Source organism: Vibrio sp. KUL70 (genome assembly GCF_059725515.1).
In genome coordinates, this window is the sequence record NZ_AP045834.1 from 2,844,779 (window position 1) to 2,868,979 (window position 24,201).

20 protein-coding genes are annotated in these 24,201 nt (G+C 46.7%); 14 read left to right on the forward strand and 6 right to left on the reverse strand.

Features of this window, described 5'->3' with window-relative positions:
• Window positions 1–32 precede the first annotated feature (32 nt).
• On the forward strand, window positions 33–803 hold the full coding sequence (gene tpiA / locus AC6I7V_RS12815; RefSeq protein ID WP_032549963.1) for a triose-phosphate isomerase: 771 nt from the start codon (window positions 33–35) through the stop codon (window positions 801–803).
• A 147-nt stretch (window positions 804–950) separates the two neighbouring features.
• Here tpiA and pfkA read toward each other — a convergent pair whose 3' ends face one another.
• The 3 genes from pfkA to AC6I7V_RS12830 form a co-directional block, all read right to left on the reverse strand.
• Window positions 951–1,913 carry a 6-phosphofructokinase gene (pfkA, locus tag AC6I7V_RS12820; protein WP_255229721.1) on the reverse strand — a complete coding sequence of 321 codons (963 nt, stop codon included), beginning with the start codon at window positions 1,911–1,913 and terminating at the stop codon, window positions 951–953.
• A gap of 314 nt (window positions 1,914–2,227) precedes the next feature.
• A complete protein-coding gene (fieF, locus tag AC6I7V_RS12825; protein WP_498010990.1) occupies window positions 2,228–3,136 on the reverse strand; it encodes a CDF family cation-efflux transporter FieF in 909 nt (302 codons plus the stop codon).
• Between the two features lie 165 nt (window positions 3,137–3,301).
• Window positions 3,302–3,811, reverse strand: a complete 510-nt coding sequence (locus tag AC6I7V_RS12830) for a CpxP family protein (protein WP_498010991.1) — start codon at window positions 3,809–3,811, stop codon at window positions 3,302–3,304.
• 183 nt (window positions 3,812–3,994) lie between these two features.
• Between AC6I7V_RS12830 and AC6I7V_RS12835 the strand changes: the two genes are divergently transcribed.
• The 4 genes from AC6I7V_RS12835 to trmL all read left to right on the forward strand — a co-directional run bounded on the left by AC6I7V_RS12835 (window position 3,995) and on the right by trmL (window position 7,321).
• A complete protein-coding gene (locus AC6I7V_RS12835; RefSeq protein WP_261882203.1) occupies window positions 3,995–4,690 on the forward strand; it encodes a response regulator in 696 nt (231 codons plus the stop codon).
• A complete protein-coding gene (gene cpxA / locus AC6I7V_RS12840) occupies window positions 4,690–6,072 on the forward strand; it encodes an envelope stress sensor histidine kinase CpxA (RefSeq protein WP_498010992.1) in 1,383 nt (460 codons plus the stop codon). The genes AC6I7V_RS12835 and cpxA overlap by 1 nt, the downstream gene beginning before the upstream one ends.
• Window positions 6,073–6,147: 75 nt before the next feature.
• Window positions 6,148–6,765 (forward strand): superoxide dismutase, encoded by a 618-nt coding sequence (locus tag AC6I7V_RS12845; RefSeq protein WP_255229716.1) that lies wholly within the window; start codon window positions 6,148–6,150, stop codon window positions 6,763–6,765.
• Between the two features lie 76 nt (window positions 6,766–6,841).
• Window positions 6,842–7,321 carry a tRNA (uridine(34)/cytosine(34)/5-carboxymethylaminomethyluridine(34)-2'-O)-methyltransferase TrmL gene (trmL, locus tag AC6I7V_RS12850; protein ID WP_032549953.1) on the forward strand — a complete coding sequence of 160 codons (480 nt, stop codon included), beginning with the start codon at window positions 6,842–6,844 and terminating at the stop codon, window positions 7,319–7,321.
• A gap of 112 nt (window positions 7,322–7,433) precedes the next feature.
• Here trmL and AC6I7V_RS12855 read toward each other — a convergent pair whose 3' ends face one another.
• Complete coding sequence (locus AC6I7V_RS12855; protein ID WP_372066528.1) at window positions 7,434–7,973, reverse strand: FxsA family protein; 540 nt, start codon at window positions 7,971–7,973, stop codon at window positions 7,434–7,436.
• A 283-nt stretch (window positions 7,974–8,256) separates the two neighbouring features.
• On the opposite strand from AC6I7V_RS12855, the gene aspA reads away from it, so the two are divergent.
• The 9 genes from aspA (at window position 8,257) to AC6I7V_RS12900 (ending at window position 19,258) form a co-directional block, all read left to right on the forward strand.
• Window positions 8,257–9,708 (forward strand): aspartate ammonia-lyase, encoded by a 1,452-nt coding sequence (gene aspA, locus AC6I7V_RS12860; protein WP_261882207.1) that lies wholly within the window; start codon window positions 8,257–8,259, stop codon window positions 9,706–9,708.
• A 177-nt stretch (window positions 9,709–9,885) separates the two neighbouring features.
• Complete coding sequence (locus tag AC6I7V_RS12865; RefSeq protein ID WP_150869398.1) at window positions 9,886–11,193, forward strand: anaerobic C4-dicarboxylate transporter; 1,308 nt, start codon at window positions 9,886–9,888, stop codon at window positions 11,191–11,193.
• A gap of 185 nt (window positions 11,194–11,378) precedes the next feature.
• On the forward strand, window positions 11,379–13,190 hold the full coding sequence (locus AC6I7V_RS12870; protein WP_498010993.1) for a protein-disulfide reductase DsbD: 1,812 nt from the start codon (window positions 11,379–11,381) through the stop codon (window positions 13,188–13,190).
• 203 nt (window positions 13,191–13,393) lie between these two features.
• Window positions 13,394–14,029, forward strand: coding sequence for a response regulator transcription factor (locus AC6I7V_RS12875; protein WP_255229710.1), 636 nt, complete (start codon window positions 13,394–13,396; stop codon window positions 14,027–14,029).
• 115 nt (window positions 14,030–14,144) lie between these two features.
• On the forward strand, window positions 14,145–14,771 hold the full coding sequence (locus tag AC6I7V_RS12880; protein WP_498010994.1) for a MarC family protein: 627 nt from the start codon (window positions 14,145–14,147) through the stop codon (window positions 14,769–14,771).
• 531 nt (window positions 14,772–15,302) lie between these two features.
• The gene (locus tag AC6I7V_RS12885; RefSeq protein ID WP_239841950.1) at window positions 15,303–15,569 is read left to right on the forward strand and encodes a DUF4212 domain-containing protein; all 267 of its coding nucleotides are present in this window, start codon (window positions 15,303–15,305) and stop codon (window positions 15,567–15,569) included.
• A gap of 11 nt (window positions 15,570–15,580) precedes the next feature.
• On the forward strand, window positions 15,581–17,284 hold the full coding sequence (locus AC6I7V_RS12890) for a sodium:solute symporter family protein (protein WP_032549943.1): 1,704 nt from the start codon (window positions 15,581–15,583) through the stop codon (window positions 17,282–17,284).
• Between the two features lie 195 nt (window positions 17,285–17,479).
• Window positions 17,480–17,860 carry a hypothetical protein gene (locus tag AC6I7V_RS12895; RefSeq protein WP_372066536.1) on the forward strand — a complete coding sequence of 127 codons (381 nt, stop codon included), beginning with the start codon at window positions 17,480–17,482 and terminating at the stop codon, window positions 17,858–17,860.
• Between the two features lie 12 nt (window positions 17,861–17,872).
• On the forward strand, window positions 17,873–19,258 hold the full coding sequence (locus AC6I7V_RS12900) for a class II fumarate hydratase (protein WP_498010995.1): 1,386 nt from the start codon (window positions 17,873–17,875) through the stop codon (window positions 19,256–19,258).
• 66 nt (window positions 19,259–19,324) lie between these two features.
• On the opposite strand, the gene AC6I7V_RS12905 is transcribed toward AC6I7V_RS12900, so the two are convergent.
• Both AC6I7V_RS12905 and AC6I7V_RS12910 read right to left on the reverse strand, forming a co-directional pair.
• Window positions 19,325–22,756, reverse strand: a complete 3,432-nt coding sequence (locus tag AC6I7V_RS12905) for a hybrid sensor histidine kinase/response regulator (RefSeq protein ID WP_498010996.1) — start codon at window positions 22,754–22,756, stop codon at window positions 19,325–19,327.
• Between the two features lie 109 nt (window positions 22,757–22,865).
• Window positions 22,866–24,053, reverse strand: coding sequence for a 3-phenylpropionate MFS transporter (locus AC6I7V_RS12910; protein ID WP_498010997.1), 1,188 nt, complete (start codon window positions 24,051–24,053; stop codon window positions 22,866–22,868).
• Window positions 24,054–24,201 lie beyond the last annotated feature (148 nt).

A 24,201-nucleotide genomic window follows, 5' to 3' on the forward strand; every position in this document is an offset into this window, starting at 1 on the left:
TACATTAATTGATTAAATACGGAGATATTCCTATGCGTCGTCCTGTAGTGATGGGTAACTGGAAACTTAACGGTAGCAAAGCAATGGTAACTGAGCTGCTAACTGGTCTTAACGCTGAACTTGAAGGCGTTGAAGGTGTAGACGTAGCAGTAGCTCCACCAGCACTTTACATCGATCTAGCTGAGCGTCTTATCGCAGAAGGCGGTAACAAAATCATCCTAGGTGCACAAAACACTGACCTAAACAACAGCGGTGCTTTCACTGGCGACATGTCTCCAGAAATGCTGAAAGACTTCGGTGCTTCTCACATCATCATCGGTCACTCTGAACGTCGTGAGTACCACAACGAATCAGACGAGTTCGTCGCTAAGAAATTCAAATTCCTACAAGAGAACGGCCTGAAGCCAGTTTTCTGTATCGGTGAATCTGAAGCGCAAAACGAAGCAGGCGAAACAGAAGCAGTATGTGCGCGTCAAATCAACGCAGTTATCGACGCTTACGGCGTTGAAGCTCTAAACGGCGCAATCATCGCTTACGAACCAATCTGGGCTATCGGTACTGGTAAAGCAGCAACAGCTGAAGATGCACAACGCATCCACGCTTCTATCCGTGCAATGATCGCTGAAAAAGACGCAGCAGTTGCTGAGCAAGTAATCATCCAATACGGTGGTTCTGTTAAGCCTGAAAACGCTGAAGCTTACTTCGCACAACCAGACATCGACGGTGCTCTAGTTGGCGGCGCAGCTCTAAACGCAGCTGGTTTCGCAGCTATCGCTAAAGCAGCAGCTAAAGCAAAAGCTTAATTTAGACTTCTCAGTTTAAATTGAAGGAAGGGTCAACTGCGGTTGGCCTTTTTATTGCCTGTCACCCAAGCCTAACTTTCATATATTCAGGCATAAAAAAACCGCTGACACTGCAGCGGCTCTTTACACTTTTAAACCAAGACCGGCTTAGAATAGCTCTTCGGCAACCTTGAATAGGTCTGAACGATCTGGGTTTTTCATATTCTCGATACAGTCGATGATATCGTGATGAACAAGCTGCTCTTTCTCGATACCAACACAACGACCACCGTGACCATCTTTAAGTAGGTGAACTGCGTAGTTACCCATACGAGAAGCCAGTACACGATCGAATGCTGTTGGGCGACCACCACGTTGGATGTGACCAAGAACCGTTGCTCGAGTTTCGCGACCAGTCGCGGCTTCGATCTCTTTCGCTAGCTCATTTGCATCCATCATCAGCTCAGTCAGTGCGATAATTGCGTGCTTCTTACCTTTAGCAATACCGTCTTGGATATTTTGGATAAGCTGCTCTTTATCTAGACCTGTTTCAGGCGTGATGATGTACTCACAGCCACCAGCAATCGCAGACATTAGGGTTAAGTCACCACAGTGACGGCCCATGATCTCAACAATAGAGATACGTTGGTGTGAAGATGAAGTATCACGTAGGCGGTCGATGTTGTCGATCACAGTGTTCAGTGCGGTTAGGTAACCGATTGTGTAGTCAGTACCGGCGATATCGTTATCGATTGTGCCTGGTAAACCGATACATGGGTAGCCCATTTCAGTTAGCTTCTTCGCACCCATGTAAGAACCGTCACCACCAACAACAACAAGTGCTTCAATGCCGTGTTTTTTCAGGTTTTCGATACCTTTTTGGCGAACTTCAACTTCTTTGAACTCAGGGAAACGTGCAGAGCCTAAGAAAGTACCACCACGGTTGATCACGTCAGATACGCTAGAGCGATCCAGTTTCTGAATGCGATCTTCAACCAGACCTAGGTAGCCATCGTAAATGCCGTAAACTTCGATACCAGAAGACAACGCTGTACGAACAACACCACGAACTGCTGCGTTCATACCAGGTGCGTCACCGCCACTTGTTAAAACACCGATTTTCTTAATCATGCTCACCCTCAATATTTGGGAATTTATTATTCAATTCTTGCTCTTGCTGATTGTATATCAACAAGATTTTAAATCTATATTTGTGCGCTATGTTACATTTACTCAACAGGAATACCACTCAAATCGCACAAATTTATGTAACTTTTCTACTTCTGTAGGAGTATTACAGTTTTGCTCAATAACTTTGTTGATTCACATCAGAATCAACATTAATTGTTATTGGCTGATTTTTTTATCACCAAAGTACTAGTGAATTTTACTCAATGTAGTCCAAAAATTCCCCACTTACCATTTAGGCTAAGCCGCGAGTCTCGCTACCAAGAGCGAAATTTTTGCTTCTTCTCTGGGCCAAACACCACCGAGTAAGGATCTTGATGGATCAGTACATCAGCATCAGGGAACACCGACAACAACTTGTCCTCAACATCATCGGAAATGCGATGCGCTTCAATAAGTGGCATCTCATCTTCTAGCTCTAAATGCAGCTGGATAAACCGCACTGGACCTGAGCGTCGAGTTCTGAGCTGATGAACCCCTAAAACACCTTCAATGCTTAACGCAACTTCCTTAATTTGAGCTAATTCCTTATCGGGTAGCTTTCTATCAAGCAGAGACTGAATCGCCTCCATCGCCATTTGATAAGCGCTATAAAGAATATAGCCACCAATCGCTATGGCAAAAATTGAGTCTGCTTGCGTGAAATCCAACCAGCTCAAGCCTAGAGCCAACATAATGGCAGCATTCATATACAGGTCAGACTGATAATGGAGAGAATCTGCTGCAATGGCTTGGCTGCCTGTTTTCTTCACCACGTGTTGTTGGAAACGGACCAGAGCAAAGGTCACCAAAATGGCAAACAGGCTAACATAGATACCCAGTTCTGGAGAGTTAAGCTCATGAGGTCTAAAGAAGCGTTCGACGCCGTTTAAGATAAGGAAACAGGCAGAACCAGAGATGAACATGGCTTGAGCCAACGCTGCCAATGATTCGGCTTTACCATGACCGAAAGTGTGTTCTCTATCGGCAGGCTGCAATGAATAACGCACCACCAATAGATTGACTAATGAAGCGGCGATATCGAGCAGTGAGTCGACCACGGAGGCTAAGAGACTCACCGAACCTGTCACCCACCAAACGGCAACTTTAACGACCAATAAGAGAGTCGCGACGATAGTGGCTGCCCAAGCCGCAAGTGTCACGAGACGAGCGTATTCTGCTTTCATATTTTGACTATTGTTGGATCTATTGCACAAAGTATAACCTGACAAAAACCGATTGAATATGACAGTCAATCACTTAAATTTTTGTAATCGCGATCAAAAAAAGCGACACATGGCCGCTTCTTTGGTTTTGCTCATCTAGCTCAGGCGTGGTGTCACGCTCAGTGCTTAGCTGTCTTTATTTGCACGCTTTTCCATTTTCTCTGCACACTTAGCCATACGCTCTTGTTGCAGTTCCGTTAGCTTTGTTTTTTGCGCAGGAGTTAAAACACTCATCATTTCGTGCTGCTTTTTCAACATAGCAACGCGGCGTTCTGTCTGTTTCTCTACCATTTGGCTAGCCAGTTCGTTGGCTGCGGCTTCATCGAAGGTGTCTGCCAGAACCAATGCTTGAACTTGTTCGCGATGCGCCTTCATCTCTGCCATTTTTTCAGCTTTGTTCACAGAGCGCTTCTCTTTCATCGCCGCTCTGTCTGCTTCACGCATCTCTTTAAGCTGCTCTTTCTGCGCATCTGTTAGGTCTAGTTGACGCATGATCTTCTTATCGAAACCGCCACACTTACCGTGCATCCCTTTGTGGTCACCTTTATCACCGCCACCATACGCATACGCACTTGCTGTACCAAACACTAGTGGAAGAGCTGCAGCTGCTAGTACAAGTTTCTTAGTCATTTTCATAATCTTTGCCTCAAATTGGTATAATCATTCGTGTGTCTGCGTCTGTTGGTCAGCGCTTGAGTATAGAATAGAAGCTCGCACGTAAAGCAACGTGTAGAAAGCGTAAAGAATCGTAAAGAGTGCAAATTGGCGAATAGTTAGCAGTTATTATTTAGGTGTAAACAACACAACAAGGTTCTCCCTATGGCAAATATCCTCCTTATCGATGACGACACGGAACTGACCAGTCTGTTAAAAGACATTTTGAGCTTTGAAGGCTTTACAGTCACCGAAGCCAATGATGGCTACGCTGGTCTCGAGGCCATCAATAACGACATCGACCTTATCTTATTAGATGTGATGATGCCTAAGCTCAATGGGATGGAGACTCTCAAAAAACTACGCGAGTCATGGGAAACCCCTGTATTAATGCTGACAGCAAAAGGCGAAGAGATCGATCGTGTGATCGGACTTGAGCTCGGCGCTGACGACTATCTACCTAAACCGTTCAGTGATCGTGAGCTTCTGGCTCGTATTCGTGCCATCTTGCGACGCACTCAATCAAACGGCAGCACAGAGAAAGCAACCAGCAGCGATTGTATCCGCTACCAAGACTTAGCGGTCTACCCCGGAAAACAAGAAGCTTACTGCAACGAGCAACTGCTGGATCTCACCACTACCGAGTTCGCCCTATTGAGCCATCTAATTCAAAATCCAGGACAAGTGATCACCAAGGAGTCACTCAGCTTAGATGTACTCGGAAAAAGATTGGCAGCCTTTGACCGTGCAATCGATATGCACATCTCTAACTTGAGAAAGAAAGTACCAGAACGTCCTGATGGCAAAGCACGCATTAAGACCCTGCGTGGCCGTGGCTATCTACTTGTTGAGGAAGATTAATGCGCTTACCTAAAATCACCAGTTTATATGGACGTATCTTTGCTATTTTTTGGTTCACCATGTTATTGGTGCTTTTATCAGTGCTCTCTTTACCACACCTAGACCCTCGTGTTGCACGAGATATTCCAGCAGAACATTACGACAAACTCACTCGCATCGCTAAGGCGACCGAAAAGCGCTTCGCCGGAGAAGACAACCTTGGCAAGATTGTTTTTCAACTTGAGGGACCACCTCGCAGCCGCAAAGACTCTCGCCCACGCATCTACTTGACCGATTTAGATGGTAGCGTCTTGACCACCAAGCGCCACTCTAACTATAAGGTCAAAGCAATCCGCAACTTTGTCACCACTATTGATAACCCAGACGTCCCTAAACAGAAGCTGTATGGGCATTACATGGTGGCAGGCCCAGTCCCTGTGGTACTGGCTAATGAAGACCTGATGATGTACGTCAGTGTTAAATGGAATCAACCACCACCTTTTCTATTAAGACTGTTTGATAAACCACTGCAGCTACTCCTCGCGGTAATGCTTGCCAGTACCCCGCTACTATTATGGCTTGCTTGGGCACTCAGCCAGCCGGCTCGACGACTAGAGCGCGCAGCTCAGCGAGTAGCGAAAGGCGAATTTGAGGTCGACCCTACCCTTGAAAAAGGGACTTCTGAGTTCCGTCAAGCAGGGAAAAGCTTCAACCAAATGGTCGAGGCCGTCAATCAGATGATCTCTGGGCAACAGCGACTGCTCTCCGACATCTCACATGAATTGCGCTCCCCCTTAACGCGCCTGAGAATGGCTAATGCGCTGGCTATCCGCAAGCAGGGCGAAAGCCAAGAGTTGGAGCGTATTGATACTGAAGCGCAGCGATTAGAGCAGATGATCAGTGAACTTCTGACATTATCGCGTATGCAAGTTGATAGCCATATCACACGAGAGATTCAGCCACTGTCGAGCCTGTGGGAAGAGATCCTAAAAGATGCGGAATTTGAAGCAGAGCAGATGAATAAAAACCTCACCTTCTCTGCGATTCCAGATCGTTCGATTTCAGGTAACCCTAAGCTATTAATGAGCGCACTTGATAACATCATCCGTAATGCCATCTACTACGGTAAAGATAAGGTCGATGTACAGATGAACGTCAAGCAAGACCAGCTGACGATTCAGGTCAGTGATAATGGCGATGGCGTTCCAGAAGCAGAGCTTGAATCGATATTCCGACCATTCTATCGAGTGTCAACAGCGCGTGATCGAAACTCTGGAGGCACAGGATTGGGTTTGACCATCACTGAAAGTGCGATTCGTCAACACAGTGGCACCATCACAGCCAGTCGCAGCTCATTGGGTGGATTACAGGTTGAAATTACCCTTCCGATCATACCTTTGTAATAACCCTACAAAGATCTAGTTGATAATGAGATCCATTATCATTAATGTAAATCCTCTAATTAAGGAGGATTTACTATGTCACACACTTTTCCAGAACTGCCATATGCTTACGATGCTTTAGAGCCTTACATTGATGCTAAAACAATGGAGGTTCACTACAGTAAACACCACAGAACTTATTACGATAAGTTCATGGCAGCGATTTCAGGTACCGATTTAGAGACACAGCCTCTAACAGAAATTTTTGCCAACATCTCTAAGCATTCACCGGCAGTACGCAATAACGGTGGCGGCTACTATAACCATATCCTTTACTGGAACTGCATGTCGAAAGATGGTGGCGGTGAACCGAGTGGGGATCTAGCCAAAGACATTGTTGCAACGTTTGGTGACTTAGAGAGCTTTAAAGATCAATTCGCTCAAGCCGCTATCAACACCTTTGGCTCAGGCTTCGCTTGGCTTATCGTTAAAGATGGTGTGCTGAAAATCGTCTCTACGTCTAACCAAGATAACCCTTGGATGGACGCAGTAGATAGCCAAGGTGAGCCGATTCTAGCGCTCGACGTTTGGGAGCACGCTTACTACATCAGCTACCAGAACCGCCGCCCTGACTACATCAATGCATGGTGGAATGTCGTGAACTGGGATGCCGTTGCAGAAAACTACGCACAGGCGCTAGCAAACAAAGCGTAATCGTTCGGTGGCAACTGTACTCACTCAGCCTGCCACCGTATACTCAAGCTACTTTTTATCTAGCTAGTGAACCAGTATGTTTGATATCGCGCTTTACGAACCTGAAATTGCACCTAACACAGGTAACATCATTCGCCTATGTGCCAACTGTGGTGCCAACCTACACCTGATTGAACCACTCGGTTTTGATTTAGAAGAGAAAAAAGTGCGCCGCGCAGGTTTGGATTACCACGACCTCGCTCGCGTAAAGCGTCACAAGAACCTTGAAGCTTTTCTAGAGTACCTAGAGAACGAACGCGAGGGTGAATTCCGTATCTTTGCCTGCACCACTAAAACCACAGGCCATCACGTAGATGCAAAGTTCCAACAAGGTGATGTTCTTATGTTTGGCCCAGAAACGCGTGGCCTGCCAGCAGAGTTAATTGAAAGCATGCCAATGGAGCAGCGTATCCGTATTCCAATGATGCCAGACGCTCGCAGTCTAAACCTATCGAATGCGGTTGCGATCATTGCATTTGAAGCGTGGCGACAAATGGGCTTTGAAGGCGCTGTTTAGCCAATCTTACCCTTACAGACAATAAAAAAAGGCTCTCTCCTTTTGTTCTGATAAAGAATCAAGGAGAGAGCCTTTTTTTTGATGATGAGATAGAGACTTGATGAGATAGAGACTAGTTCAAACGATTACGATCGTTGTCGTCGTCTTTCTTCTCAAACTCACCTTCGAAAGTATTGCCACCTTTCGATTGGTCAAAAGGGCCTTGCTTGAACGAATCAGAGTTAAATGGGTCTTCACCAAATGGGCTCTGACCAAAACCTGCATGACCACCGGCGTGGAAGCCACCTGATACATTCTTCACGACCATTTTTTCCATCAGTTTTTTCGCGATGGCTGCGCGTGGTGCTGGCAGTAGTACCAACATACCTAGCGCATCGGTCATAAAGCCCGGCGTCAATAGCAGTACCCCAGCTACAGCGAGCATCACGCCTTCAAGGATTTGTTGTGCTGGCATCTCGCCCTGCTGCAAGCGACCTTGAACCGACATTAAAGTCTGAATCCCTTGGCTACGCACCAGTGATGCACCCACAAATGCTGTCACTAATACCAAGGCGATAGTTGGCCACAATCCTAAGAAGCCACCAACTTGAATAAATAAGCCGATCTCAATGATAGGCACAAAGATAAACAGTAATAATAAGATAGGAAACACAAGCCCTCCTTTGTTGTGTTCAGTGTACGTTGAAAGCTCTTACGAACTCAAATTTATCCTGTAAATAAGCGTGTCTCATCCTCAAAAAATAGTTTGTGTAAGATTGACGAAACAAAAGCAAAAAAGGTGATCAACTTACTATTTTTATGCGCTAGGTACAGTATTATGTGCCACATAAGTCAGGACGGATTTATCAGCCCAAAATTCTAGTGAACGGAGTTTCGCATAAAGGATAGGCTAATAACTAACTATATTATCAGAATAATTCTCTAAGGATCCTGTTATGGCTACTCAATCTAAAGCTCCTGTTGAAGCTCCTCAAGCCACTCGTCTCGAAGAAGATCTATTAGGTCAACGTCATGTTCCTGCAGATGCTTACTACGGCATCCACACTCTACGCGCTATCGAAAACTTTAACATCTCAAATGTCACTATCTCAGACGTGCCTGAGTTTGTGCGCGGCATGGTGATGACCAAGAAAGCTGCGGCTTTAGCAAACAAAGAGTTAGGTGTAATTCCAAGTGAAATCGCGAAGCACATCATTGCGGCATGTGACCTTATCCTAGACACGGGTAAGTGCATGGACCAATTCCCGTCAGATGTGTTCCAAGGCGGTGCGGGTACTTCTGTAAACATGAACGCAAACGAAGTGGTTGCGAACGTGGCTCTTGAGCTTATGGGCAAAGAGAAAGGTCAATACGAGTTCATCAATCCAAATGATCACGTAAACAAGAGTCAATCAACCAACTGTGCATATCCAACAGGCTTCCGTATCTCTGTTTACAACAGCGTACGTAAGCTTATCGATGCTATCGAATACCTAAAAGGCGCATTCGAACTTAAGAGCCAAGAGTTCAACACGGTTCTTAAGATGGGTCGCACTCAACTGCAAGACGCAGTACCAATGACAGTGGGCCAAGAGTTCCACGCATGGGCAGTAACGATCAATGAAGAGATCAAGAACCTAGAGTACACATCAAAGCTTCTTCTAGAAGTAAACCTAGGTGCAACTGCGATCGGTACGGGTCTAAACGCAGCACAAGGTTACCAGGAGCTAGCGGTTAAACACCTTGCTGAAGTAACTGGCCTAGAGGTTTCTCCAGCAGAAGACCTAATCGAAGCAACTTCAGACTGTGGTGCATACGTAATGACCCACGGCGCACTAAAACGCCTAGCGGTTAAACTGTCTAAGATATGTAACGACCTACGTCTACTTTCTTCGGGTCCACGCGCTGGCCTAAATGAATTGAACCTTCCAGAGCTTCAAGCAGGTTCTTCAATCATGCCAGCTAAAGTAAACCCAGTAGTGCCTGAAGTAGTAAACCAAGTGTGCTTCAAAGTACTAGGTAACGACAACACGGTTTCTTTCGCAGCAGAAGGCGGTCAGCTTCAACTGAACGTGATGGAGCCGGTAATCGCTCAAAGCATGTTTGAGTCTCTAGACATTCTAACCAATGCTTGTGTGAACCTACGTGACAAGTGTGTTGACGGCATCACTGTGAACAAAGAAGTGTGTGAAGCGCACGTGTTTAACTCTATCGGTATCGTCACTTACCTAAACCCATACATTGGCCACCACGAGGGTGACATCGTTGGTAAGATTTGTGCAGAAACCGGTAAGAGCGTTCGCGATGTGGTTCTAGAGCGCGGTCTTCTCACTGAAGAAGAACTTGATGACATTTTCTCAGTTGAAAACTTGATGCGCCCTCAGTATAAAGGCAAACGCTACGAGTAAGCTTGAATGTAGGGCTCCCGACGGAGCCCTTTTTTAGTCTCGAAAACGATTAACCATATATTTAAAGTGGCTTTATAACGAGACAAGCACTGGCCGTAGTTGTTAGCTGTAGGTTCTATTATTTGAACACTCAGTGGCGAGTTTTCAGATAATAAAATCTAAAAATGAGGTGTTACTATGATTGCAGTAGAGCTGTTCGTTGTCCTACTCTTTATCTTTTTAGGGGCCAGAATTGGCGGTATTGGTATCGGTTTTGCTGGCGGCGCGGGTGTTATCGCACTGTCGCTAATCCTTGGTGTTCCAACTAGCCAATCTTTTATCCCTATCGACGTTATTCTGATCATCATGTCGGTTATCACTGCGATTGCAGCTATGCAAGTCGCGGGCGGTATGGACTGGTTGGTTCAGATCGCAGAAAACTTTTTACGCAAACATCCTGAACGCATAACTTTTTATGCTCCTATCGTGACGTTCTTAATGACATTGATGGCGGGTACGGGTCACACAGCGTTCTCAACACTGCCTGTGATTGCAGAAGTGGCGAAAGGCCAAGGTGTTCGTCCATCTCGCCCACTATCGATTGCGGTTGTCGCGTCTCAGATTGCGATCACAGCTTCTCCAATCTCCGCTGCGGTTGTTGCTTTTGCAGCGATGCTAGCGCCGTTTGGTGTTGATTACCTAACACTACTGATGGTTTGTATTCCTACAACCTTCATCGCTTGTATGGTTGGTGCTGTTGTTGCGAACTACATGGGCAGTGAGCTTAAAGACGATCCTGTATACCAAGAGCGTCTAGAGAAAGGTCTAATCAAACTAGCAACAGAAGAAAAGCGTGAGATTCTGCCAACAGCGAAGAAAGCAACTTACATCTTCCTAGCAGCGATCGGCTTTGTTGTTTGCTATGCGGCGGCGATCTCTAGCTCTGTGGGTCTGATTGAAAACCCAGCGCTAGGCCGTAACGAAGCAATCATGTCTGTGATGCTAGCAGCAGCGGCTGCGATTGTACTGTTCACGAAAATCGATGCAGCGAAGATCTCTTCAGCACCAACATTCCGCTCTGGTATGACTGCATGTGTGTGTGTACTTGGTGTGGCTTGGTTAGGTTCAACGTTTGTAAACGCACACGTTGCAGAGATCAAAGACGTAGCAGGTGCTCTACTATCTGATTACCCTTGGATGCTAGCACTGGTTCTATTCTTTGCTTCTATGCTGCTTTACTCTCAAGGTGCAACCACCGTGGCTCTTATGCCTGCAGCACTGGCCATTGGCGTAGCGCCTCTTACTGCGGTGGCGTCATTTGCAGCAGTAAGTGCCCTGTTTGTTCTGCCAACTTACCCAACTCTGCTTGCAGCGGTTGAGATGGATGACACAGGCTCGACTCGCATCGGCAACCTTGTGTTCAACCACCCATTCTTTATCCCAGGTGTGGTGACTATCGCGACTGCGGTTGCGCTAGGTTTTGGCTTCGGTGGCTTGTTCATCTAATCAGAATCAATCCGTTATCTTTAAAAGGAAGCCTCGGCTTCCTTTTTTATTATCGGTTCCCTAAAGGCCAGCACGATATAACGCAAACATTCTTATAATAAAAACGGCAATTTGAAACTTATTAGTCAGCAATAAGGTCTGATTAAGTTAATATCGCTGTTAACTTAATCAAGATGACTTCACTTATGCGCGCATTTCTCATCACGCTGTGTGTTGGACTGCTTAGTTTGTCCCATTCAGCCTATGCTCTCTTTGGCAATAACGACCAAAGACTTGAACTCGACTCAGCCAATAGCTTTGTTCCTGTTGATCAGGCATTCCCTTTTAATTACTACCAGCAAGACGATAAAATCCTTATCGACTGGCAAGTAAAAGAGGGCTACTACCTCTATCAACACAGTCTTGATTTTACAGGTCAAAATCTCGCTATCGGCACGGTAGAGATGGAAAACGGACAACCATACCAAGATGAATTTTTCGGTAAGGTGAGCATTTATACCCAACCGCTGTTTGTGCAAGTCCCACTGCAGAGCTACCAAGATGGCTCGCAGCTTATCGTTAAGTACCAGGGCTGTGCCAAAGCGGGTTTCTGTTACCCACCTGAAATTCGTGTCATTGACATCGAGCCATTCACGCCGTCGGCAGATGCCGCGACGAATACAGCCAGTACCTCAGCTAAGACGGAGGTATCAGCACAACCAACTTCGACACCTATCGCAGAAGAGCGCAGCGTGGCTCCAGTTTCAAAAGAAGCCGGGCTTGCTGAACAGCTCAGTGACAGTTGGTGGACGCCGCTGCTGTTCTTAGCTCTTGGTGTTGGCCTTGCCTTCACGCCATGTGTTCTACCTATGTACCCTATTCTGACTGGCATTGTGTTGGGTGGCGGTAAGCTAAGCCAAGGCCGAGCTTTGATGTTGTCGTTCATTTATGTACAAGGTATGGCGCTCACCTACACCTTACTTGGTCTTGTGGTAGCATCGGCGGGTATGCAGTTCCAAGCGGCGATGCAGCACCCTTATGTGCTGATTGGCTTGAGTATTCTGTTCGTCGCATTGGCACTGTCGATGTTTGGCGTCTACAACCTACAACTTCCAAGCAGTGTTCAAACTTGGCTCAATAATCAGAGCAACAAGCAGCAAGGTGGCAATACCCTAGGTGTGTTTGCGATGGGAGCGATCTCCGGTTTGGTGTGCTCACCATGTACTACCGCTCCGCTATCTGGTGCTCTGCTTTACGTGGCACAAAGTGGTGACTTATTTACCGGTGGTATTGCTCTGTATGCATTGGCAATGGGCATGGGTATCCCGCTGATGCTCGTCGCTGTATTCGGCAATAAGTTACTACCAAAAGCTGGCAGTTGGATGGATAAGGTCAAAATCGTGTTTGGTTTTATTCTACTGGCAGCGCCTATCTTCCTATTAGAGCGTATTTTGCCAGAGCTATGGGCAACCGTATTATGGTCTGCACTTGGCTTTATCGCTTTTGGTTGGCTGTATCACAGCAAAAACTCTCTGCCGTTTGGTGGTTGGAAACAGAGCGCAGTCGGTATCATTGCTATGCTTGGACTGTTCGCATCGGCTCAACCGGCTCTAAATTACTGGTTTGCAGAAAAGAGTGTCGAGCAGACTGATCAAATTGAGTTTGCTCGTATCAATACCGTTGAAGAGCTAGAGATCCAGCTTATCGAGGCGAAGAAGTTAGGTAAGCCAGTGATGCTCGATTTCTACGCCGACTGGTGTGTGGCATGTAAAGAGTTTGAGAAGTACACCTTCCATCAAGCCGATGTTGAAAATAAGCTTTCTGGTTTTGTTCTGCTACAAGCTGATGTCACTAAAAACTTACCTCAAGATATTGAACTGCTTAAGCAAATGCAGGTACTGGGGTTGCCAACCATTGAGTTTTGGGACGGTCAGGGTAACCATATTCCAAATGCCCGTGTTACCGGTTTTATGAACGCTGAGACCTTCTTGCAACACATGCAAAGCCACCAACTATAACTGCACTACGTTGATAAAATACAAGCCACGTTTTCTTTCTCAAATGAGAACTGAAACGTGGCTTTTACATATTTATAAAACCTTTCCATCCTCACCTCTCAGCAAAAGTGGATATGCTTCAGACTTTTAGTGCATAAATATTGTCCGCATAGTCAATCAGGACAATAATAAATGTTAACTAAATTGTTAAAAGTATGAACGTCATGGACTCGACCTATACCATCATCATTGCTGATGACCACCCTCTGTTTCGTAACGCCTTGTTTCAGTCAGTGCACATGGCGATCAGTGGCGCGAACCTTCTAGAGGCGGACTCTCTGGATGCCCTACTAACACTTCTCAAAAAAGAAGATGAACCAGACCTGCTGCTGCTCGACCTCAAAATGCCGGGGGCCAACGGCATGTCCGGTCTTATTCAGTTACGTGCTGAGTACCCTGATTTACCCATTGTAGTTATCTCTGCCAGCGAAGATGCCAGCGTTGTGACTCAGGTGAAGAGCCATGGTGCGTTTGGCTTTATCCCTAAATCGAGTGATATGCGTGAGCTGGTGAGTGCTCTCAATCAAGTCTTGAACGGCGACCCATTCTTCCCTGAAGGCTTGATCACCAATAACGCTGCTTGCAGTGATCTCGCAGAAAAGATTGCCACTCTAACACCCCAGCAATACAAGGTATTGGGTATGCTCTCTGATGGTCTACTCAACAAACAAATTGCTTACGAACTCAATGTTTCCGAAGCAACTATTAAAGCCCATATGACCGCTATCTTCCGCAAACTGGAAGTGAAAAACCGAACCCAAGCAGTGATCTTGTTACAACAAATGGAAACTGAAAGTTAAACTACATTCGAAACATCTCACACAGTGATGACTCAAAAGGAATAATAGCCGTTATAATTGAAAGGCTGCAGTTAGCGGCCTTTATCCCTCTGTCATTAACTCTGGGAGATTCTCCTTGCTTACTAGTATCATCATTACTCAGTTTGTTGTTCTTTGGGCGGTCATCGATCCTATTGGCTCTGTCCCTGTCTATTTATCTCAAACACAGCGTCTCACACTAAAACAGCGCCGTGCTGTCGCCCTGAAAGCGGTCGCAATCGCAACCGGAGTGCTACTCTTTTTCCTTATCGCAGGCCAACTGCTCCTTGAAGCGATGCAGATCCCACTGCCCGCCTTCCAAGCTGCCGGTGGACTGGTACTGCTGTTGTTCGCGTTAACAATGATCTTTGGTGAGAGCAAGCCAGAGCAAGAACAGAAAATTTCAGAAGAAGTGTGCAGTAAGCAGCTTTCCGACCTCGCAGTCTACCCACTGGCAATCCCTTCTATTGCCTCACCTGGGGCCATGATGGCGATTGTGATGTTGACCGACAATCACCGCTACTCACTGATCGACCAGAGCATTACCGCAGGGGTTATGGTGTTGGTGCTTGTTATCACCTTGCTGCTGCTACTGGGCGCCACTAAGATTCAGAAGGTGATTGGTAATGTCGGAGCCGCAATCATTAGCCGTGTCATGGGTTTGATTCTGGCGGCGGTTGCTGTAAATAACCTTCTGATGGGCATCAAAGACTTCTATCTATAAGTCTTACCAGCTTTAAAAGATGTTGCTCTCAGCCTCTGCTTGGCTGAGAGTAATACCAATCACAGTAAATAAGTGATCAAAAATAGCGCAGGAAAAAGGTTTGATAACAAGGCAGAATTTTTCGATAAGTAGTTATTCTACAATCAAAAATTCTAACGCAGTTATCGAGCATTTTAACAAGCTAGGGTGAGCAATTATTTACTACGATTGGTATAATCCTACTCCCTGACCTCACCTACCCAAACACTCCTTCAAAACGCTAAACCTTGCTCAAAAAATAAACTTGGTCTCCCTGCGAGTTTTATCTCATCAAAAATCGACATTTCGTTAGACTTTTGGCTAATTTAACAACATTTTAACATCACACTTTTAAATCAAAAAGCGCACCAAGCCATATAAAACAAAAACTTAACAACAAATCTGCCGCGACTAAAGTTGCACAGATCCCTTGACTTATCCTTGCTACATTTCAAATCGTAACATTACGTTAACACAACAACATTCTATGGAAACGGAATAAAGGAGAAGGCAATGGCGTTCGAATCAACAGAACATGCTCAAGCCTATTGGAAGGAAAACTTGGGAATAATGGGGACTCTGCTTGCTATCTGGTTTGCAGTCTCTTACGGCGCTGGCATCTTATTTGTCGACGCGCTTAACACCGTACAACTGGGCGGTTTCAAGCTAGGGTTTTGGTTCGCTCAACAAGGGTCGATCTACACCTTTGTCGCCTTAATCTTTATTTACGTAGTGCGCATGAATGCGCTCGACAAGAAATACAACGTACAGGAAGACTAGAGGTTTAGAACATGGATATTCAAACTTGGACGTTTATTCTCGTCGGTATCACTTTCGCACTGTATATCGGCATCGCAATCTGGGCTCGTGCAGGCTCAACCAGTGAGTTCTACGTTGCAGGCGGTGGTGTACACCCTGTCGCAAATGGTATGGCAACAGCCGCGGACTGGATGTCAGCAGCATCATTCATCTCAATGGCAGGTATCATCTCATTCGTGGGTTACGACGGTGCGGTATATCTAATGGGTTGGACAGGTGGCTATGTACTACTTGCACTCTGTTTAGCCCCTTACCTACGTAAGTTCGGTCAGTTTACGGTTCCTGATTTCATCGGTGAGCGTTACTACTCGAAAACAGCGCGTATGGTAGCGGTATTCTGTGCGATCTTCGTATCATTCACGTACGTTGCAGGCCAGATGCGTGGTGTAGGCGTTGTATTCTCACGTTTCCTAGAGGTTGATATCAACCTAGGTATCATCATCGGTATGGGTATTGTGTTCTTCTACGCAGTACTTGGCGGCATGAAAGGCATCACTTATACGCAGGTAGCTCAATTCTGTGTCCTCATTTTCGCTTTCCTTGTGCCAGCTATCTTTACCTCAATCATGATGACAGGGAACCCGCTTCCACAAATCGGTATGGGTTCAACCATTTCAGGGACGGACGTTTACCTACTCGATAAATTGGATGGGCTGACCGAAGAGCTCGGGTTTACCGCCTATACCGAAGGCAATAAGAGCATGGTGGATGTATTCTTCATCTGTGCAGCTCTAATGGTGGGTACTGCAGGTCTACCACACGTAATCATCCGTTTCTTCACAGTACCAAAAGTACGTGATGCGCGTATCTCAGCAGGTTGGGCGCTACTGTTTATTTCTCTACTTTACACAACAGCACCAGGTGTAGCGGCGTTTGCTCGTGTAAACATGATTGAGACAATCAACGGTCCTGACATGCAAGGTGTTCCAGCAGCAGAAGCACCAAGCTGGTACAAAAACTGGGAAAGCACTGGTCTAGTAGGCTGGGAAGACAAAAATGGCGATGGCAAGATGTTCTACTCGGGCGATGAGCGCAACGAGATGAAGATCAACCGTGACATTATCGTACTGGCTTCTCCAGAGCTTGCGAAACTACCTAACTGGGTTGTAGCACTACTGGCAGCCGGTGGCCTAGCAGCCGCACTATCAACAGCAGCAGGTCTACTACTGGTAATCTCAACATCCATCTCACATGACTTGTTGAAGAAAGGCTTCAGACCAAACATGACCGACAAGCAAGAGCTATTAGCCGCACGTCTGGCAGCAATGGTTGCGATTATTGGTGCAGGTTACTTAGGTATTAACCCACCAGGCTTCGTAGCACAGGTAGTAGCGTTTGCATTCGGCTTAGCCGCAGCATCCTTCTTCCCAGCGATTATCCTAGGTATCTTCTACAAGAAGATGAACAAGGAAGGCGCAATTGCAGGTATGTTGGCGGGTATCCTATTCACAGCGTCATACATCATCTACTTCAAGTTCATCAACCCAGCAGCAAGCACGCCAGACAACTGGTGGTTTGGTATCAGCCCAGAGGGTATTGGTACACTAGGTATGTGTCTGAACTTCGTAGTATCTATCGCTGTGAACAAGGTGACAGCTGAAGTACCACAAGATGTACAAGAGATGGTTGAGAACATCCGTTACCCTAAAGGTGCTGGTGCAGCTCACGACCACTAAGCAAAAATCTCAAAAGAGACTAAAATGAATCAGTGCTTACATTGTAGGGATTAAGCACTGATTCTCAGAAAGCCGATACATCGTGTATCGGCTTTTTCTTTTCGTCCCGCCATTTATGAAAATAAAAGGTTGTTTTTAATAATCTTATTTGATAATAATTATCATTAACATCTATTTAACGATGGTGAGAGATTAATGCAGCAACAGCAACTTATCTATTCTACGTTTTACAAAGCACAAGATCGTTTTCTCGCTTCCGATGTGGTTGAGGGCTATGAGCCGTCAACAGTCCAAAGCTATATTGACTGCAGTCTAGAGCTTGCGCTTCAGTATGAAAAAGATAGTGAGCATGAAAACATTTTGTTATGCGAGCTGTTTCTTCGTCAGTTGTTCTTTCACTTAATAGAGGCCATTGAGTCACCGCAGCGCAGCCCGACATTTCGCCGCGTATGCCTTGATTTGATCCACACGCCTCTATTTTGTTTAAAGCGCCATTACTACCAACAACCAAACGGTAAACAGAAGTATTTACCGCTCCAACAAACTCTACAGCAAGTCCAAGCTCCACTTGGCTAACAAGGATCCAGCATGACCCAAGAATTTCGAATCGAAAAAGACAGCATGGGTGAAGTAAAAGTGCCAGCCAATGCACTTTACCAAGCACAAACACAGCGTGCCGCTGATAACTTCTCTTTCAGTTCGCACACGATGCCAGCAAGCTTCATTCAAGCACTCGCTTTCATCAAACAAGCAGCCGCTAACACCAATGCACAATTGGGTCTTCTTGAGGGCGATATTGCTCATGCAATTATCGATGCGAGCCAAGAGATCATCGATGGCCAACACCTTGAACACTTCCCTGTCGATGTCTATCAAACGGGTTCAGGTACCAGCTCGAACATGAATGCCAATGAGGTTATCGCAACGCTGGCTTCACGTGCACTTCAAGGCGACGTTAGTCCGAATGACCATGTGAATATGGGGCAAAGCAGTAACGATGTTGTGCCGACAGCAATTCAAGTCAGCGTGGCACTAACGGTAGAGAAACAGCTGCTTCCTGCCCTTACTCACCTATCCGATGTGTTAGCAACCAAGCAGATGCAGGTTGCCGATGTGGTGAAAACAGGTCGCACTCACCTAATGGATGCCATGCCGATCACTCTCGCTCAGGAATTAGGAGGTTGGAAATTCCAAATTGACCATGCAAAACAAGGCATTGAGTCGAGTTTGGAGGCTGTAAAAGCACTCGCTCAAGGTGGAACAGCCGTCGGAACCGGGATCAACGCCGATCCAAGGTTTGCAGACGTCTTCGCGCACAACCTATCTCAAACAACGAAACTGCAATTCAGTTCGAGCGAAAATTTCTTCTTCAATCTCAGCAGCCAAGATGCGATCATCGCACTATCTGGACAGCTTAAAACAGCAGCAGTTGCGATCATGAAGATCGCAAACGATCTTCGCTGGATGAACTCTGGCCCACTGGCTGGTCTTGGCGAGATTGAACTGCAAGCTCTGCAGCCTGGCTCTTCTATCATGCCAGGCAAAGTAAACCCTGTGATTCCAGAAGCAGCAGCAATGGCGGCAGCGCAAGTGATTGGTAACGACACCACCATCACAGTCGCAGGTCAATCTGGCAACTTCCAACTCAATGTGATGCTACCTGTCATCGCGCACAACGTGCTTGAAAGCATCGAACTACTGAGCAACAGTTCGGTGGCACTGGCGGATAAAGCCGTAGCTACCTTCACCGTTCGTCAAGATAACCTTGATGAAGCCTTAGCGAAGAACCCAATTCTAGTAACGGCGCTCAACCCAGTTATCGGTTACCTGAAAGCCGCAGACATCGCCAAAAAGGCGTATAAAGAAGGTCTACCAATTTTAGATGTTGCAGAGCGTGAAACCGATATTCCACGTGAAGAGTTGGCGAGCTTATTGAACCCAAGCCAGCTGACGAAAGGCGGAATTGCCGGCTAATCCTGCCCAATAAAAAGCGAAGCCAACGTTGGCTTCGCTTTTTGCCTACCATGATCCAAATACTAATTAAGCGACGCGATTGAGCACGGCTCTTAACTTGAGCGGCTTAACTGGCTTAGCAATAAAACTGAAACCATGCGCTTTGATCGCCGCTAGCATGTCATCGGTACGATCAGCACTGATAATAACCCCTTCGAAATTAGCACCCAATCTCAAGCGACACTGCTGCAGAACTTCCAGGCCAGTGCGCCCATTATCGAGTCGATAATCCGAGAAGATCACATCTGGCTGCCAACCGCCTTCCAGACACTTCAAGCTCTCGACCAAGTCAACCGCAGTTCTGACATCGCACCCCCAACGACCAATCAGCTTCTCCATACCAACAAGAATGTCGCTCTCGTTATCCACACACAGGATTTTCAGTTGCGCAATCTCACTGTTGACGGTCGTTGTCGTTACTTGTGGTATCGCAACCACCTTCTCAGCTCGTGGCAAGGTAATTGAGAATACGCTGCCTTCGTCCGGCCAAGAACGCATCGAAATTTCATGCCCTAGAACATGTGCGATCCCTTTTGATATCGCTAAGCCAAGCCCTAAACCTTGATCTGAGCGTACTTGACTCCCTCGAGTAAACTCTTCAAAGATCTCTTGCTGTTTATCTTCATCAATACCCGTGCCGTTATCCCACACATCAATACGCACACGATCGCCCACACGCCGCGCACCCAAAAGCACTTTACCATTTGGGTTGTAGCGAAATCCATTGGTCAAAAAGTTCTGAATAACACGACGCAGCAGTTTCGGGTCAGACTGAATAAACAGCGATGAGGGCACCATATGGAAATCGATATTCTGCTGCCCAGCCAAGGCGCTAAATTCTGCGTTGAGGTTAGACAAAACATCATTGATAGCAAAACCATGAACGTTGGTTTCGAGCTTGCCCGACTCCAGACGCGAGATATCAAGTAGATCACCAATCAAGTCCTCTGCCGCACCAAGTGCACTCTCGATATGCGAAGAGAGCTGCTTAACCTCTTGCTCTTTCGCAACCTCTGACAACGAAGAAGCGAATAAGCGTGCCGCATTCAATGGCTGCATCAAATCGTGGCTCACTGCCGCCAAGAAGCGCGATTTAGATTTGGATTCTTGTTCTGATACTTGAGTGGCCTTCACCAAACGCTGATTGAGTTTTTCGAGCTCTTGGGTGCGCTCATGAACTCGAGATTCTAGACTCTCATTGGCATCTTTTAACGCCTGCTCCGCTTGCCTAAACACCGTAATATCGGTAAAGCTCATCACAAACCCACCACTTGGCATCGGGTTGCCTTGCACTTCGATTACGCGACCATCCGGCCTCACACGCGAAGAGGTATGGCGAGTGCCTTGTTCAAGGTGGAAGATACGCCGTTTAACATGGTCCTCTGGATCGCCAGGTCCGCATAAGCCTTGTTCCGCATTATGTCGAATCACATCGGCAATCGGCCTACCGACTTGAATCAATCCACTAGGGAACACGAACAACTCAAGATAACGCTGGTTCCACGCTACTAAACGGAGCTGTTGGTCGACAACCGCAATGCCCTGGCCGATATGTTCAATCGCGCCTTGTAGTAAGCCACGGCTAAAATCATACAGCTCAGAAGCCTCATCAACGATGGTCGCGACCTCCTCTAGCTGCATATTCCTGCCCTGCAGAGCCGAAGTAAGTACTAACTTAGCAGAGGAAGCACCGAATACCCCAGCCAGTACACGTTCAGCATGTCGAATCAAACTGGCCGGTGATTGTTGATTGGGAAGTAATGGCTGACCTTGCTGCTGCCAATACGCCTGAAAAGCACTTTTCGCTCGCTTACGTCCTACAAAGCGTGAGGCGAGCATCTCTAGCTCAGCGACTGTCACACGACTCTGGTAAAGGCTCATGTTCTCGTTTTCAGGCAGAGGTGCGCCAACAAATGCCGCTGATTGTAAGCGCTCACTTAGGCTTGGCCTTGTCGACAGGGATACCACCACATACCAGAACGTATTCACGGTAATACTGAGCACAATCCCCCAGTTAGAACTGCTCACATCCCAGTGAGCTAATAGGTCAGGTGGCGTGATAAGCCATAGCAACAGGTTACTCTCTTGGTCACCCGCCAGCATGCTGGTTTGGCTCATCAAAGTAATCAACCAAATAATAGAACCGAATAAAAGACCAACATAAACACCTTTGCGGTTACCCAAACGCCAGTACATGCCACCAATCAGGGCTGGTGCAAACTGTGCAATCGCGGCAAACGAGAGAAAACCTATCGCAGAGAGTGAGTGGATACTATCTAATGCTTGATAAAAACCCCACGCCCCCAGTAGCAACAGCAAGATAAGCGCACGACGAATCACCAGTAACAACCCGGAGAAGTGTCGATGGGTTCTCTGTGTGAGTCGCATCCGACGCAGCAATAACGGCATCACCAGATCATTGGAAACCATGATCGCCAGTGCGATGGTTGAAACGATCACCATACCACTTGCGGCGGACGTACCGCCTAAAAAGGCCAGCAAAGCAATGTTGTTCGCCCCTTCTGCCATTGGCAGGCTAATCACATAGGTATCAGCAGGCATACCCGTGAGTAGCCCTTGCCCTGCCCAAGCAATCGGCAGTACAAATAGTCCCATCAAGATCAGATAAACAGGGAAGAGCCAGCGCGCTGTATGCAGATCTTGCGGCCTTTCATTCTCAACCACCATAGTATGGAACTGCCTTGGCAGACACACAATTGCCAACATCGTCAGCACAGTATGGATAATAAGAGTGGGAATGTTAGGGGATTCATAAGTCTGCGCAGCGACCTCAAGCAGATCAATCTTATCGCTACTGGTCGCAAGGTAGATGATAAACAGCCCAACAATTAAGAAAGCCACCAGCTTGACGATCGACTCAAACGCGACCGCCATCATCATTCCACGGTGGTGTTCTGTGTTATCGATATGACGCGTACCAAACAACATCGTGAAGATGGCCAAAGCCCCCACCACAAACCAAGAAACATGGTAATCCTGATAGCCAAAGTCTTGCGCCAGGCTCGGAGCAACGATATCGAGGCCCATAGTGATGCCACGCAACTGCAGCGCTATGTAAGGCAGAATCCCCACTACAGCGATAATCGTCACAGTAACCGCAAGTCCTTGTGACTTGCCATAACGAGCTGCAATGAAGTCGGCAATCGAGGTGATATGTTCACGCTTGGCTATAACAATCAGCCGCGCCAATATCCGCCAACACAAAGTAAAAACAAGAATTGGGGCGATATAGATAGGAAGAAAAGACCAAGGGTTATTACTGGCTTGACCCACGGTGCCGTAGAAGGTCCACGAGGTACAGTAAACTGCAATAGACAGACTATAGATCCAAGGTCGCCAACGCGATAACCAACGCGTTTGTCGATCTCCATACCAAGCAATTAAAAACAGCACGCCTAAATAGGCGAGTGAGACGGGGATTACGATCCATCCTTGCATTGCGAACCCTTTTCTTCCATAAAAAAACCTCTCCATAAGGGAGAGGTTTCATTTAACTCGCTAAGAGTAATCAACACAATCAGGTCGATTAATTTCTGTGCTTTAGACTCTAATTCTCTGCTTTAGCTGGAGTCACGTCCAATTCGACATCAACTACTGAACTGCGCTCATCAAGTTTAATAAACAGAGCAAATACACCCATTGCCGCCATCACCCAGAAAATATTTGCGCCCCACAGCTCATAACCCCAACCACTTAAAGTAGTCATCAACGCGATAAAGGCACCAAGTGGGATCGCATTATAAAGAGCTTGCAATGCCACCATCTTATTCTCTTCTTCCGATTGGATGTATTGGATCGCCGCAATATGCGCCATCGCGAACGTCACACCATGCAGCAACTGCACGAGTACTAGCCCCAAAATATCGGTTGTTGATGCGGTGATACCCCAACGTGCAATCACGCCCAGCGCAGCAATAACAAATAATGTTCTAAGCGCCATGCCAGAGAAAAGTCGTTTACTTAAAGCAAACACCCCCACTTCAGCAACTACCCCTAAACTCCATAAATAGCCAATGATGGCTTCAGAGTGACCCGCTTCTTTCCAATAAATCGCGCTAAAACTGTAGTAAGCAGCGTGACTGCCCTGCAGCAGCGCCATTAAGGCAAGGAACTTCACGACCGAGCGCTCACGCATCAAGGCCCCCAACTTCGGACGCACTTGATGTTGTTCAGATTGCGTCACTGGCATCAAATTCGGGTTTCTCATTGCCAGAATCAAAGAGACAAACACACCTGCTAATGCCGTATACAAGATCATATCAGTGCCAAATTGCGCGACCAGATAACCAACTACCGTCGAACCAGCAATAAACGCAATCGACCCCCAGAGTCGTGTGCGGCCGTAATCCAACACCTTAAGTCGGCTGTAGTAGTTAGCCATGGCGTCGGATAACGGAACCACTGGCCCACAACAGAGGTTAAACAAGATGGTCGCTAGCAGCATTAGTAGGAAGCTACCACCGGTAAAGAAATGAAACGCTACAAAAATCAACGCCGCTAAACTGAGCCAGCGCAGCGCAGGCATTAAGTGCTCCGCTTTATGTACACGTGGTGTAATCAAGAGGTTCGCCACACATCGCGTCGCAAAACCTACACCGATCAACACACCGATATCGCCTGCTGAAACCCCTTGGTCTTCAAACCATAATGCCCAAAACGGCAGATACACACCGTAAGCGAAAAAGAAACCAATGAAATACTGAGATATCCACCCATAAGGGGAAGGGTTAAACATATATATACCTATAAAAACGATTGCAGAGAGGCAGCGGAGATTATGCCTCTCCAGAGTCATATGAAAAAGGGAATAATTGCTGCTTTGAGTTTCCGTGTTATCTATGACTGCATCCAGCATCAAAATTACACGTTTAGACTAAAGTCGT

What these genes read in the sequence shown, in the direction of transcription:
- AC6I7V_RS12845 (WP_255229716.1), top strand. Translation starts at nt 6,148, where the DNA reads ATGTCACACACTTTTCCAGAACTGCCATATGCTTACGATGCTTTAGAG.
- pfkA (WP_255229721.1), bottom strand. Translation starts at nt 1,913, where the DNA reads ATGATTAAGAAAATCGGTGTTTTAACAAGTGGCGGTGACGCACCTGGT.
- AC6I7V_RS12870 (WP_498010993.1), top strand. Translation starts at nt 11,379, where the DNA reads ATGCGCGCATTTCTCATCACGCTGTGTGTTGGACTGCTTAGTTTGTCC.
- aspA (WP_261882207.1), top strand. Translation starts at nt 8,257, where the DNA reads ATGGCTACTCAATCTAAAGCTCCTGTTGAAGCTCCTCAAGCCACTCGT.
- AC6I7V_RS12830 (WP_498010991.1), bottom strand. Translation starts at nt 3,811, where the DNA reads ATGAAAATGACTAAGAAACTTGTACTAGCAGCTGCAGCTCTTCCACTA.
- AC6I7V_RS12890 (WP_032549943.1), top strand. Translation starts at nt 15,581, where the DNA reads ATGGATATTCAAACTTGGACGTTTATTCTCGTCGGTATCACTTTCGCA.
- cpxA (WP_498010992.1), top strand. Translation starts at nt 4,690, where the DNA reads ATGCGCTTACCTAAAATCACCAGTTTATATGGACGTATCTTTGCTATT.
- AC6I7V_RS12865 (WP_150869398.1), top strand. Translation starts at nt 9,886, where the DNA reads ATGATTGCAGTAGAGCTGTTCGTTGTCCTACTCTTTATCTTTTTAGGG.
- AC6I7V_RS12895 (WP_372066536.1), top strand. Translation starts at nt 17,480, where the DNA reads ATGCAGCAACAGCAACTTATCTATTCTACGTTTTACAAAGCACAAGAT.
- AC6I7V_RS12910 (WP_498010997.1), bottom strand. Translation starts at nt 24,053, where the DNA reads ATGTTTAACCCTTCCCCTTATGGGTGGATATCTCAGTATTTCATTGGT.
- AC6I7V_RS12885 (WP_239841950.1), top strand. Translation starts at nt 15,303, where the DNA reads ATGGCGTTCGAATCAACAGAACATGCTCAAGCCTATTGGAAGGAAAAC.
- AC6I7V_RS12875 (WP_255229710.1), top strand. Translation starts at nt 13,394, where the DNA reads ATGGACTCGACCTATACCATCATCATTGCTGATGACCACCCTCTGTTT.
- trmL (WP_032549953.1), top strand. Translation starts at nt 6,842, where the DNA reads ATGTTTGATATCGCGCTTTACGAACCTGAAATTGCACCTAACACAGGT.
- AC6I7V_RS12835 (WP_261882203.1), top strand. Translation starts at nt 3,995, where the DNA reads ATGGCAAATATCCTCCTTATCGATGACGACACGGAACTGACCAGTCTG.
- AC6I7V_RS12900 (WP_498010995.1), top strand. Translation starts at nt 17,873, where the DNA reads ATGACCCAAGAATTTCGAATCGAAAAAGACAGCATGGGTGAAGTAAAA.
- tpiA (WP_032549963.1), top strand. Translation starts at nt 33, where the DNA reads ATGCGTCGTCCTGTAGTGATGGGTAACTGGAAACTTAACGGTAGCAAA.
- AC6I7V_RS12905 (WP_498010996.1), bottom strand. Translation starts at nt 22,756, where the DNA reads ATGCAAGGATGGATCGTAATCCCCGTCTCACTCGCCTATTTAGGCGTG.
- fieF (WP_498010990.1), bottom strand. Translation starts at nt 3,136, where the DNA reads ATGAAAGCAGAATACGCTCGTCTCGTGACACTTGCGGCTTGGGCAGCC.